This is a genomic window from Azospirillum griseum (assembly GCF_003966125.1).
In the GTDB taxonomy this organism is placed as follows: domain Bacteria; phylum Pseudomonadota; class Alphaproteobacteria; order Azospirillales; family Azospirillaceae; genus Azospirillum; species Azospirillum griseum.
On record NZ_RXMA01000055.1, the window covers coordinates 1 to 12,144 of the forward strand.

Here is a 12,144-nt window from a genome sequence, read left to right on the forward strand (position 1 = left end):
GCGCGGGAGCGGGGGCCGGGGCAGGTTCCGGAGCCGGAGCGGGCGCGGGCGTCGGCGCGGGAGCGGGGGCCGGGGCAGGTTCCGGAGCGGGCGCGGGCGCGGGCGTCGGCGCTGGGGCGGGAGCCGGAGCGGGTTCCGGAGCCGGAGCGGGCACGGGCGTCGGCGCGGGAGCGGGAGCCGGGGCGGGTTCCGGAGCCGGAGCGGGTTCCGGAGCCGGAGCGGGCGCGGGCGTCGGCGCGGGCGCTGGAGTGGCAGCGGCGGCTTTGGCCTTGGCGGCGTCCGCTTCGGCTTCGGCGGCGAGCGCGGCGCTCACGCATTCGGCCAGCGCATCCAGGGTCTTGGCCGATCCGGTCAGCGGGTAGCTGGCGGTGACGGCACCGGCGCGCACCGACAGCGAACGCCCGGCGCGGATCCCCTGGGTCAGGTTGGCGTTCTTGGTGATGTCAAGCACGGCCCCTTGACCGGCGACGACCGGCACCTCCTCCGGCACGCCCTGGCCCTTGTCCACGCTGACGCGGATGCGGTCGGTCCCGCCGAAATTCAGCGACCATTTCGGGTGGTTGACGGCAAGGGACAAGGCCCGGTCGCGGTCCTGCGACAGGGTCAGAATGCCGCCCGTGGCCGGGGTCAGCGACGCGGAGCAGCGCACCAGCTTGCTGTCGCCGTCAAAGCTGCGGACCCCGGTCCAGCCCTTCGCGTCTTCGATTGGAAAGGATTCAACGCGCTGTGCCAGCGCCGTGCCCGAAACCGTCGCCATCAGCATGGCGCCCCAGAAAGCCATCGACTGTCGCATAGGCGGTGCCTCCAAAATATCCCCAATTGAGGGATACCCAAGCCATCCGTCCAAGTCAAAGAAACGGACGTTTTGGTCAGGGCTTTCCTGTCGCAGCCCCGCCGTTGCTCCCATGGCGGGATGACGGCGGGTTGACACTCAACTGGCTTGACGGGTGACGGGCCGGATCCTAGCCTTCTCTTTGGAGTGATTCCAAACTATGCCACCGGGAACGGATCGTCAGGGCAAGGGGAACGGGGTGGACGGGCGCGACGCGGGGAAACCGGTGCGGCTGTGGGCGGGGATGGGGCGGGTCTTGGCCACCTCCTCCACCGTTGCGCTGCTGGCGCTGTGCGGGCTGTTGTTCGCCAGCCGGATCATGGTGACAAAGGCCGCGTTGGGTGCGGGCGCGCAGCCCTTTCAACTCGGCCTGATCGGCAACGCCGGGGCCGGGCTGTGCCTGCTGCCGTGGCTGTTGGCCTCAGGCCAGGGGCTGCCGCGTGGGTGGCGCGTGGGCGCGCTGTTCGTGGCGTTGGGCGTGGTCAGCGTCGCGGTGCCGACCGTGCTGTCGAATCTGGTGGTGCAGCGGGTCGGACCGGCCTACGCCGCCACCGTCTACGCCCTGTCGCCGCTGCTGACCATGAGCTTTGCCGCCGGGTTTGGGGTGGAGCGGATGTTTCCGCGCCGTGCCCTGGGCATCGGTCTGGGCTTTGTCGGCATGCTGACGCTGGTGTGGCAGCAGGTGGCCGCCATCAATCTGGGACAACCGGCCTGGGTGGTGATCGGGCTGGCGATTCCCGCCTGCGCGGCGCTGGGCAACATCATCCGGTCGGCCTTCTGGCCCGCCGGGGCCTCCGCCCTGGCCTTTTCCTGCGGGACCCTGTTCACCGCCAGCCTGACGCTGGGCCTGCTCGCCCCGCTGTTCGAGGATCCGCGCGGTTGGGAGTGGGCCGATCCGCCGATGCTGGGGTGGACCCTGCTGCTGGTGGCCGCGTCGGCCGTGTCCTATCTGATGAACTTCCGCTTGCAGCGGATCGGCGGTCCGGTGGTGTTCAGCCAACTGGGCTATTGGGGAACCGGCTTCGGCGTTCTGCTGTCGGCGCTGCTGTTCGGCGATGTGCTGACCGCGCTGTCGGTGCTGGGCCTGGGGTTGATCGTGTGGGGCGGGATGCTGGCCAGACGCACCGCGCCGTGAACGGCGTGCAACACCTATCGCTGGGCACGGGCATGATCGGGGGCGGCGATGCCTGGATGGCCTTCCCAACCGGGCATCACCGCGTCGACCGAACCTTATCTGGCAGCGGTCATCCTCTGGTGGCGGAGGTCAGAACGAAATCACCGCCTTCAGCCACAGCTTGTCCCCCTGCGACCGGTTCTTTGCGCGCGTCTCATGCTGCCACGCGGCGGTGATCGGGATGGAGCCAAGGCGGTAATTGATGGTCGGGCCGATCGCGAAGGTTTCGCCACGGTACCCATCTGACCCAACCTTGCGCCCGCCGCGTTTGTCGTCACTTACTTGACGGTAATAGTAGCCCGTCGCACCAAGGGTGAGCGCGTCAAAGTGCCAGGCAAGGCTGTAGTTGATCACCAACTCGTCACCCGACGTGTAGCCGGTGGCCGGGTTTCGGAAGTTTTTGTAGAACCACGCCACTCCTCCCGCTTCAAAGCCTTCGGGGTCGAGATAGGTCAGGCCCGCCCCGGACGACAGCGTGGCATAGTTTCGGCCGATGTTCGCCAGATCATGCTTGCTGTAGGCACCTGTCGGCAGATTTCCGGACAGGACATACCCCCAGTGGAAATTTCCGGAGTTCCATCTCAGCGTCACTGGGGACAGGAAAATATCGCCCAGACCGTTTTTGCTCTGCGAGCGCCCTCCGGCCGTCACCTCCAGATGTGCCAAGGGAACGATGGCCTGAACGCCCCATTGACCTCCCAACACTTCGTAGGTCGTCATTTTCAGGACGCGCGACAGGTGAATGGCCGCATCGACCTTGAAATCAGGTACAGCGCTGTTGCCAGACGCGTCGTTCAAGCGCGAAGCATGGTAGGTGTTGAGGTAAGGAACATACCAATTGCCTGGTGGAGGAATAACAGCGGCGTAAAAGTGATCCACCCCTGGTGCTGCGTGAGAACTGACCCCGCCCTCGATAGCGTGACTTGGTTGTGAAAAAAGAAGGATCATCAAACATAAAATCATGGTGTGGATATTATTTGTCATGTTTTTCCCCGATGGTTGTTGATTGTTTTGAAGGTTTTCTTGTTTTCCCGCGCGTATTTTCCCATGTGGCGCGGGTGTTCGGCTTTTTCTGGTTGATGCACTCCCGCTCCCTTGCCGGTGAACGTCTTCTCCTTTGCCGTGACACCAGAAACCGCACCCTCCCTTTTCATCGAAAGGGCGGCGTGTGGACTGCCGGTTTGTGAGCGCTCCGGTCCTGGCGGGTGTGGAACGAAGGGATGATTTGGTTGATTGTCCGTTTGTCCGACAAACTTTGCGCAAGCGGGGAAGGAAGGGCAAAGAGAGATAACGCATTCCTGAGTTGCAAAATTTTTAATTGAAAAATCAAAAAATGTTATAGTCAGAAAATGCCGCGCGCATCGTTCGTCCATCAGAACGTCTTAAAGTCAGCTCGGTGGCAAAGGCGGTGCTGTGGGGGCTGCGCCAGGAGGAACCGGAAGTCACTCCGCGCGACGGTTGAGAAACACTCACCCTCTGGTGAGACTTACAAATTTGTCAGGCGGGGAGCGTTGCGGCTTTGCTGGGGTGGGCGGACGGGATGCCGACCGCGCCGCCGCACCGCTGATGAGGATCACCCCCCATGCCTGCCCCCATGACCGCCACCCCTGACGCCGACCCGTTCGCCCGCGTGCGGGACAGTTTTGACCGGCAAGCCTTCATGCGCACGCTCGACGCCCGCTTGACCCAGGTGGGGGCGGGGCGGTGCGAGGCGGTGATGCCGATCCAACCGGCCTTTGGCCAGCAGCACGGCTTTCTCCATGGCGCGGTCGTCACCGCCCTGTCGGACAGTGCGGCCGGTCACGCCGCCCTGTCGCTGATGCCGCCGGGCGCGTCGGTTCTGGCCATCGAGTACAAGCAGAATTTCTTCGCCCCCGCCACCGGCGACCGGCTGATCGCGCGGGCCGAGGTGGTGCGGGCCGGGAAGACGGTCAGCGTCGTCACCGCCCACGCCTTCACCGTCACCAACGGGGTGGAAAAGCCGGTGGCGTTGCTGGTGGCGACGATGATGACCATGCGCGATGCTGCCTGACCGGGGGAATGCCGCCCCCACCTCACGGAGTCGCCGCCATGGCCTACAAACTGCCGCCCCTGTCCACCCTGCGGGTTTTCGAGGCGGCGGCCCGGCTGGGCAGCTTCAAGGACGCGGCGGACGAGCTGCTGCTCACCCCCAGCGCGGTCAGCCGCAGCGTCCAGGCGCTGGAGGATTGGTTGGGAACGCCGCTGTTCGTCCGGGGTCTGCGCGCGGTGACGCTGTCCGACGCCGGGGCCGCCTACGCCCCGCAGGTGCGGGCAGCGCTGGATGGGCTGGCGCGGGCGACGGCCAGCGTGCCGGGCCAGCGGTCGCGCGGTGCCCTGTCGATCAGCGCGGCCCCCACCTTCGGCCTGCGCTGGTTGCTGCCCCGGCTGGGGCGGTTCAAGGCGCGGCATCCGGGCATCGCCATCACGCTCGACACCAGCCCGCGCCCGGTGGAGTTCCCGCGCGACGGCGTCGATCTGGCGATCCGCATGGGGGCCGGACCCTGGCCGGGGTTGGAGGCGGTGCATCTGGCCACCGAAACGCTGGTTCCGGTCTGCGCCCCGGCGCTGGCGGCGGGGTTGACCACTCCCGCCGATCTGGCCCGCCACACCCTGCTGCACGTCACCACCACCAGCCAGGATTGGCCGCACTGGGCCGCCGCCAGCGGGGTGGGCGGGCTGGATCTGTCCAGCGGGTTGCGGTTCGACACCATCCATTACGCCATCAACGCGGCGGTCGAGGGGTTGGGGGTGGCGCTGGGCCGTCATCCCCTGATCGACGCGGAGCTGGAGCGCGGGGCGCTGGTCCCGCTCTTCGGCCCCGCCATTCCCTGCGCCACCGCCTATTGGCTGCTGTGCGCGCCGGAATCCCTGGACCGGGCGGATGTGCGGGCCTTCCGCGACTGGATCCGCCGGGAGATCGTGGACGACGGTCTGGCGGATTTGGCCTGAAAGGGCGGGCGTTGTGTTCCGACAGAACAGTTCATCACGGGAGATCCCATCATGACCGACTGTGTTCTCAGCGCCCGCAAGGGGGCCGTCGTCACCCTGACCCTGAACCGGCCCGACCGGCTCAACGCCATGGATTTCACCACCATCGCCCGCCTGCACGATCTGTTGGACGGCGTCGAGGTCGATGAGACGGTGCGCGCCGTCATCCTGACCGGGGCGGGGGACAAGGCCTTTTGCGCCGGGGCCGACATCCGCGAATTTTCCGCCAGCGTCTGGGCCGGGCCGGAGATCGCCTTGCGCGAGTTTGTCCGGGTCGGGCAGCGCTTCACCAGCCGGTTGGAAGCCTTTCCCAAGCCGATCATCGCCGCCGTCAACGGGCTGGCCTTCGGTGGCGGCTGCGAGGTGACGGAGGCGGTTCCGCTCGCCATCGCCAGCGAGCGGGCGCGCTTTGCCAAATCGGAAATCAAGCTGGGCTTTCCGCCGCCCTATGGCGGGACCCAGCGGCTGCCCCGCCTGATCGGGCGCAAGCGCGCCCTGGCCATGCTGCTGACCGGCGACAGCGTCAGCGCCGCCGATGCGCTGGCCTGCGGGCTGGTCAATCAGGTGGTTGCGCCGGACCGGTTGCTCGACGCCGCCCACGCCCTGGCGGACCGCATCGTGGCGATGCCGGCGGTGGCCGTCACCGCCTGTCTGGCGGCGGTGACGCGCGGCCTCAATCTGTCGATTGACGAGGGGTTGGCGGTCGAGGCCAGCCAGTTCGCCCGCACGGTGTCCACCCAGGACATCCGCGAGGGCATCACCGCCTTCCTCGACAAACGGCCCGCGCGGTTCGTGGGACGTTGATCGCCGCGCCGGTCAGACCTGGAACAGCTCGATCACCGCGCCGTTGGCCTCCAGCCCGGCGCAGACCAGCGGGCCGCCAAAGCCGCAACCGCCGTCCAGCGTCAGGCCGACCGGACCGGCGGACACGCCCCTGTGCAACGGGTCAAAGCCGCGCACCACGCGGGTGAAGGGGCCGTAAGGGGCGAGCAGCTTGGCAAAACCGCCGCTGCCCCACCAAAAGGCGTCGCCCTGGTCGGCCAGCGGGCGGGCGGGGTCCAGCCCGGCGCTGACCATCAGCACGCCGCCGTCGCCGTCCGCCGTGGCGGTCGTTGTCGGTGGTGCGCCGGTGTGGGCGGCGCGGCGCAGGGCGTTGAACAGGGTGTCGTGGCCGGGGTGGGTCTGCATCCGCTGGCGCAGGGCGCGGGTCCAGCGGCCCAGCATCACCGCCCCGCCGCGCGCGGCGGCCATTCCGCTTTCTGGCGTGCCGCCATAGGCGGCGAGCGTCGGGCCGACGCCCTGCTTCATCATCCAGTCGAGAACCTGACGCGGGTCGGGGGCGAAGTGCAGTTGCAACAGCTTCTGCCACATCTCCTCCTGCGCCCCGCGCAGATAGACGATGTCGGTCGCCAGCATCCCCGGCACGGCGAGCAGCGCGCGGCGGAAGGCCAGAAGCTGATCGATGGTCTCGATGGTCCGCTCGCCATGGCCGATCAGATTGCCGAGATAGACCAGCCGGTCGCCGGGGCGGAAGCGGCGGGCGATGGCGTGGTGCATCGCCTCCAACCGGTCGGGCTGGGCGTGAATCGCCCCGACCGCCCAGATGTGGCGGGGACGGCCCAGCGCGGCAAAGCGGGTGTCGGCGGTTTTTTGCTGGTCGGCCATGCCCGTGCGAACGCTCACACCCTGCCCCGAATCCGTTCGGCGCGAAGTGTAGGCGTGTTGCGCAGCGGAAACAAAGCCGAAAAGAGAAACCGGCGCTGCGGATGGTCGCAGCGCCGGTTTCAAAAGACAGACGGGTTGTGCCAGGGCTGCCCGATCAGGCCGCCCCCGATCAGGCCGCCTTGGACAGCACCGACTCCAGACGCTCCGTCGCCTTCATCTCGTCGATCATTTCGACGGCGGCGAGTTCGCGGGCCAGACGCTCCAGCGCCGCCTGATAGATCTGGCGTTCGCTGTAGGACTGGTCGGACTGGTCGGTGCCGCGATACAGGTCGCGCACCACCTCGGCGATCGACACCGGGTCGCCGGAGTTGATCTTGGCCTCATACTCCTGGGCGCGGCGGCTCCACATGGTGCGGCGCACGCGCGACCGGCCTTGCAGGGTCTCCAGCGCGACCTTGATCCGGTCCTTGGTGGACAGGCGGCGCAGGCCGGAGTTGCGGGCCTTCGGCACCGGAACCTTGAGCGTCATGCGCTCTTTCTCAAACGTGATCGCGTAGAGCTGAACCTCAAGGCCAGCGATGCTGTGGGTTTCGATCCCTTCGACTCGACCGACACCATGAGCCGGATAAACGACGAAGTCGCCGGCTTCGAAGTCAAGCTTGTTCGACATGTGGGTTGGCTCTCACTTCTCGCGATCACGCCATTTTGCCGCCCCGGTGGAAGGGGCGAAAAAAGACTGTGAGACGGCTATGGCGCCGTGGGGATGGGACCCATCCACGACGATCACAAACATCGGTTCAGTCCTTGGACGTTGGAAGCGCCGGCAATGGCGCGAAGGCCGGCGTCTGGGCGCGCATTATAGCGATGTTACTGCCAAGTTACAAAGGGAACGCGCAGCAAGCCGGACGGTTTTCTCCACCGTCCGGCCATGGCCGACTTGACCATTTTGCATGGCAACATGCGCAAGGTCGAAGCGGGAATCCGCCCCGACTCCGTAACTTGGTGCCAGGTTTAGGTGCTGGACCCCGGCTTGGGCGACAGATATTGCAGCTTGTCGGCCTTGCCCTTCCAGGCGTCGGCGTCGGGCAGCGCGTCCTTCTTGCGGGTGATGTTGGGCCATTGACCGGCGTAGTCGCGGTTCAGCTCCAGCCACTTGGTGGCGCGGTCATCGGTGTCGGGAACGATCGCTTCGGCGGGGCATTCCGGCTCGCACACGCCGCAGTCGATGCATTCATCCGGGTGGATGACCAGCATGTTCTCACCCTCGTAGAAGCAGTCCACGGGGCAAACCTCGACACAGTCGGTGTACTTGCACTTGATGCAATCGTCGGTGACGACGTAAGGCATGATCTTTTCTCTCCGCTCTTCCAGCCGCAGGATTCGGACCCGTCGCATCCAAATCGGCCCTGCCGGATTGCCAACCCGCCGCCTCCCTAGCACGCCGCCGCAAGCGTCTTCAACCCTGTCGGTGGTGTGGGCGTTTGCGTCGCGGGGTCCGCCGCCACGGTGGCGAGGAAGGCGCGCAGGCTTTGGGTTTCCACGCTGTCGGTCCGGCGGACGAACAGGGTGGGCATGCGGGCCAGCGGATCGGGCAGGGTGCGGCAGGACAGGCGGTGCTGCCACGGTTCGCGTTCCACCACCGAACGCGGCAGAACGGTGACGCCCATGCCCGCCCCGACGCAGCCCAGAATGGCGTCGAGCGAGCCGAACTCCATCACCCGGTAGGGCACGCGCCCGGCGTCGCGCATCACCATTTCCGCCCGTCCGCGATAGGCGCAGGCCCGCCCGAAACCGATCAACGTGTGCCGTCCCGCCGCTCCGCTCAACCCGGTGGCCGGTTCGACCAGCACCAGTTCCTCGTCAAAGACCGGGCTGGCGATCAGGTCGGGGTGGTTCACCGCGCCGCCGACGAACGCCCCGTCGATCCGTCCGGCCAGCACCTCGATCAACAGGGTTTCGGTGGGGCCGGGGGTGATGGTCAGCTCCACCGCCGGGTGATCGGCGTGAAAGCGCGCCAGGATGGGGGGCAGCCGCACCGCCGCCGTCGATTCCATGGTCCCGACGGTCAGACGCCCGCCGCGCCCGGCGGCGTCGGCCACCGCGTCGCGCGCCTGGGCGACCAGCCGCAGCACCCGGTCGGCGTAATCGGCCAGCACCCGCCCCGCCGGGGTCGGGGCCATGCCCCGGCTCATCCGGTGGAACAGATCGACGCCCAAATCCTCCTCCAGCCGCTTGATCCGCGCGGTGACGTTCGACTGGACGCAATGCAGGCTGTCCGCCGCCCGGCTGACGCTGCCGGTTTCGGCCACCGCCTTCACCACCCGCAAGCCCGCGAGATCCATGCCGCATCCCTTCTGGCGCTGAGCCGTTTGTTGCGCTGTTCGCCGTGCGCGTTTGCCGCGCTGTCCGCCGTGCCGCCCGGCGGACCATCACTGAAAGTGGAGTGTATCATCAGAACTATTCATTGGAAATGAGGCGGGAACCGCGCCCATGATGGCGGACCGAACAAACGGTTTCCCAATCACAGGCGGTTTCCACCATGCTTCGCGTGCTTGTCGGCGGCGTGATCGCGCTCGCCATCGCCATGGGGGTGGCGCGTTTCGCCTTCACCCCGATCCTGCCCGCGATGCAGGCCGCCACCGGGTTGGGGGCCGATGGGGCCGGTTTTTTGGCCTCGCTCAACTATCTGGGCTATTTCCTGGGGGCGGTGGGGGCCGGGTGGGTTCCGCGCGGCGCGGTGCGCACCCGGGTGTTCCGGCTGGCGGTGCTGCTGAACGTCGGCAGCACGGCGGCGATGGGGCTGGATCTGGGCGACGCCAGCGGCGCGATGGTGGTCTGGAGCGGGCTGCGGCTGCTGTCCGGCCTGTCGAGCGCGGGGATCTTCATCCTGGGCATCGCCATGGTGCTCGACACGCTGGCGCGGGTGCAGGGTGAACGCTGGGCGGGCTGGCTTTACACCGGGGTCGGGCTGGGCATCGCCCTGTCCGGCCTGTTCGTGACGCTGGTCGGCGACCGGCTGGGCTGGCGCGGCGATTGGCTGGCGTTGGGCGGGTTGTGCGCGCTGGCCGGGCTGCTGCCGCTGCTGTGGGTGACGGACCCGCCGGTGGCCGCACCGGCTGCCGGGGCCGGGGCCGCAAAGGCCCCGCTGTCGCTGCCGTTGCTGCTGCTGACCGTGGCCTATTTCCTGGAGGGCGGCGGCTACATCGTGTCGGGGACCTTCCTGGTGTCGATCCTGAAGGCCACGCCGGAGACCGCCGCCGTCGGTCAGGCGGCGTGGATCGTGGTCGGGCTGGGGGCGATGGGGGCCGGGGTGTTCTGGGCGGCGGTGGCGCGCCGCTTCGGCTCCTGGTGGGCGCTGATCCTGGCGCATCTGGCGCAGACGGTCGGCATCCTGCTGCCCTTGACCGGTTCGCCGCTGGCGGGGGTGCTGTCGGGGCTGCTGTTCGGCGGGACCTTCGTCGGCATCGTGTCGCAAGCCTTCGCGCTGGGACGATCGCTGTCCTCCGGTGGCGCGGCGCGGGTGGTGGGGGCGCTGACCGCCGTCTACGGCATCGGCCAGATCATCGGACCGCTGCCCGCCGGGCTGGTGGTGGAGCGCACCGGGCGCTACGACTCCGCGCTGCTGGGGGCCGCCGCCGCCGTGGTGCTGGGGGCGCTGCTGCTGGCGCTTGGGGCCTGGATCGCCGGACGGAACCGCGCGACCAGGGAGGCGCTTCCGACTGGTGCGGGCCAATCGTCTTGACCTCATGTCTTCTACGCAAGGCGTCCGACTGTGCGCATCGAAAGAAGACCGAGGTGCGACCGACCTGTCGTGGTGATGCTCCCCCGTGTGGACAGCCACAGGCAAACGCCATTGTGCGGGCGATGGTGGATTGCCTTATGGGGGAGAGCCGTCCGTTGCGGCGGGGGGCTGGGACAAGATCCGGACAGCGGCCGGGGTGTTGACAACGAATGGCCAGACTTCCGACACCTGATCGATTCGGGTCAACAGGACGTTGCAGGTGTAAGGTTGTTGGAGCGTGGTTCCGGGGGGGACCAGAGAGGGCAGGCGGCCGTCCGGATCCAGTCGGAAGGTGTGGTAGCCATGGTTGAGAGCGAAGCCGCGCAGCTCATTCTGGTTCGTGCCGTTCTGCGTCAATCCAGGCAGGTTCATCTCACAGACGATGAAGTCGATCCGCCCGGCGGCAAGCAGCTTCTCGGCACCGCGCAGAACATGCAGTTCATGCCCTTCGGTGTCGATTTTCAGCAGGCGGATGCGCTCCAGCCCCTCCTGTTCGGTAAGATTGTCCAATGTTTCGGCGCGGGCGATGAATTGAGTCACGGTGGCGTCGGACAGCAGCGGGTCGCCGGGCTTCTTTCCGGCAACGACACCGCCGTTGCTGTCGTGATCGCCGTTGGAACCGAAGACGATGGACCCGGCATGCTCGGTGATTGCCACCTCATGGACCCGGACATGGTCGGCCTCGTTCATCCGCGCCGCCTCCCGGATCATCGCGGCGAGCTTGGGGTTGGCCTCAGCCGTCACCACCCGACCGCCTGGTCCGGTTGCGGTGGCGGCCAGCATGGTGAAATAGCCTGCATTCCCGCCAACGTCGATGACGGCGTCGCCGGGGCGAAGGACCTTCAGAAACAGCTGTGATGTCTCATGCTCGTACATCTGCCCCCTGCTGAAATGGGCCACCACGTCACGCTGAGCAGCGTCTTCTGGGTCCAGTCGAAGCAAGAAGCGCACCCCGTTAGTCATAACGAGGTTATAAATTTTCTGTGCCATAGGAAATATCACCATCAAAGATGGTGCGGAATTTACGATTGATGACCTAATCATGTCAAATGGAACACGGCTGTGATGTTCTCCTGCGGAGTGTGCCCAGGCGTCACGCGGCGTATGGAAGCTCGTGCATGAAAAGCGGTGACGCATTATACCAAACATCCCTGGATGCGCCTGCTCCCAGCCTGATTCTCAGAGTGCCTCATGCCAACCATCGACGAAGCCTTTCAAATTGCTCTCAACCATCACCGTGCTGGTCGGCTGGCTGAGGCAGAGGATGTCTACAACCGGATCCTGGACATGGCTCCTGGCCGGTTGGAAGTCTTGTATAATTTGGGCTATGCCCAGCAGATGCAGGGAAAGCTGGGGGGCGCGCTCGCAACCTACCGCGCGTTTCTGGCAAAGGCTCCTGCAGCTGCCCAAGGGCACGCCAGACTCGGGGAGATGATGTTGTGGACCGGTCGGTTGGGAGCCGCAATCGATCACTATGAAACGGCGGTTGCTCTCGCCCCCGAGGATGCAGTCCTGCACAATGCACAGGAGAGCGTTACGCACACCCAGATTCAGCATCGGGCGCTGCTGGCGACCCTGCACCGGGGCGAGAGGCTGGGACTATCCGGAATTTCGTGCTCGGCGGGGTTATCCTGAAGCAGAAGGAGACCCTGAATGGCCCGACGCAAAGAACCGGTTATCCCC

Annotated in this window: 14 protein-coding genes; 6 read left to right on the forward strand and 8 right to left on the reverse strand. The window is 66.7% G+C overall.

Going from position 1 to position 12,144, the window contains the following annotated elements; genetic code table 11:
• The coding region (locus tag EJ903_RS27475) for a hypothetical protein (protein WP_210211563.1) at window positions 1-781 on the reverse strand (781 nt) is incomplete at its 3' end.
• 211 nt (window positions 782-992) lie between these two features.
• Here EJ903_RS27475 and EJ903_RS25445 point away from each other — a divergent pair.
• Window positions 993-1,967, forward strand: a complete 975-nt coding sequence (locus EJ903_RS25445) for a DMT family transporter (RefSeq protein WP_246015978.1) — start codon at window positions 993-995, stop codon at window positions 1,965-1,967.
• Between the two features lie 129 nt (window positions 1,968-2,096).
• Here the strand turns inward: EJ903_RS25445 and EJ903_RS25450 are convergent, their stop codons facing one another.
• Together EJ903_RS25450 and EJ903_RS27095 are read right to left on the reverse strand one after the other, a co-directional pair.
• A complete protein-coding gene (locus EJ903_RS25450) occupies window positions 2,097-2,990 on the reverse strand; it encodes a SphA family protein (RefSeq protein WP_158628011.1) in 894 nt (297 codons plus the stop codon).
• Window positions 2,987-3,379: a hypothetical protein gene (locus EJ903_RS27095; protein ID WP_158628012.1), complete on the reverse strand. Its 393-nt coding sequence runs from the start codon at window positions 3,377-3,379 to the stop codon at window positions 2,987-2,989. Before EJ903_RS27095 ends, EJ903_RS25450 begins: the two co-directional genes overlap by 4 nt.
• A gap of 209 nt (window positions 3,380-3,588) precedes the next feature.
• Here EJ903_RS27095 and EJ903_RS25455 point away from each other — a divergent pair, with 209 nt between their 5' ends.
• From EJ903_RS25455 to EJ903_RS25465, 3 genes are read left to right on the forward strand one after another with little or no spacing between them, the layout of a single operon-like run.
• Window positions 3,589-4,038 carry a PaaI family thioesterase gene (locus EJ903_RS25455; RefSeq protein WP_210211564.1) on the forward strand — a complete coding sequence of 150 codons (450 nt, stop codon included), beginning with the start codon at window positions 3,589-3,591 and terminating at the stop codon, window positions 4,036-4,038.
• Window positions 4,039-4,076: 38 nt separating this feature from the next.
• Complete coding sequence (gcvA, locus tag EJ903_RS25460; protein ID WP_126620679.1) at window positions 4,077-4,976, forward strand: transcriptional regulator GcvA; 900 nt, start codon at window positions 4,077-4,079, stop codon at window positions 4,974-4,976.
• Between the two features lie 51 nt (window positions 4,977-5,027).
• Entirely contained in the window at window positions 5,028-5,819 is a 792-nt protein-coding gene (locus tag EJ903_RS25465) for a crotonase/enoyl-CoA hydratase family protein (protein ID WP_126620680.1), read from the forward strand.
• 12 nt (window positions 5,820-5,831) lie between these two features.
• Here the strand turns inward: EJ903_RS25465 and EJ903_RS25470 are convergent, their stop codons facing one another.
• The 4 genes from EJ903_RS25470 to EJ903_RS25485 all read right to left on the reverse strand — a co-directional run bounded on the left by EJ903_RS25470 (window position 5,832) and on the right by EJ903_RS25485 (window position 9,022).
• On the reverse strand, window positions 5,832-6,698 hold the full coding sequence (locus EJ903_RS25470; RefSeq protein WP_342772198.1) for a hypothetical protein: 867 nt from the start codon (window positions 6,696-6,698) through the stop codon (window positions 5,832-5,834).
• A 151-nt stretch (window positions 6,699-6,849) separates the two neighbouring features.
• A complete protein-coding gene (locus EJ903_RS25475; RefSeq protein WP_126620681.1) occupies window positions 6,850-7,350 on the reverse strand; it encodes a CarD family transcriptional regulator in 501 nt (166 codons plus the stop codon).
• A gap of 341 nt (window positions 7,351-7,691) precedes the next feature.
• Window positions 7,692-8,027, reverse strand: coding sequence for a ferredoxin FdxA (gene fdxA / locus EJ903_RS25480; protein WP_126620689.1), 336 nt, complete (start codon window positions 8,025-8,027; stop codon window positions 7,692-7,694).
• Between the two features lie 86 nt (window positions 8,028-8,113).
• A complete protein-coding gene (locus tag EJ903_RS25485) occupies window positions 8,114-9,022 on the reverse strand; it encodes a LysR family transcriptional regulator (protein ID WP_126620682.1) in 909 nt (302 codons plus the stop codon).
• Window positions 9,023-9,219: 197 nt separating this feature from the next.
• Between EJ903_RS25485 and EJ903_RS25490 the strand changes: the two genes are divergently transcribed.
• Window positions 9,220-10,422 (forward strand): YbfB/YjiJ family MFS transporter, encoded by a 1,203-nt coding sequence (locus tag EJ903_RS25490; RefSeq protein WP_126620683.1) that lies wholly within the window; start codon window positions 9,220-9,222, stop codon window positions 10,420-10,422.
• Between the two features lie 135 nt (window positions 10,423-10,557).
• Here EJ903_RS25490 and EJ903_RS25495 read toward each other — a convergent pair whose 3' ends face one another.
• Window positions 10,558-11,451 (reverse strand): FkbM family methyltransferase, encoded by an 894-nt coding sequence (locus tag EJ903_RS25495; RefSeq protein WP_158628013.1) that lies wholly within the window; start codon window positions 11,449-11,451, stop codon window positions 10,558-10,560.
• Window positions 11,452-11,652: 201 nt separating this feature from the next.
• On the opposite strand from EJ903_RS25495, the gene EJ903_RS25500 reads away from it, so the two are divergent.
• The gene (locus tag EJ903_RS25500) at window positions 11,653-12,096 is read left to right on the forward strand and encodes a tetratricopeptide repeat protein (RefSeq protein ID WP_126620685.1); all 444 of its coding nucleotides are present in this window, start codon (window positions 11,653-11,655) and stop codon (window positions 12,094-12,096) included.
• Window positions 12,097-12,144: the final 48 nt, after the last annotated feature.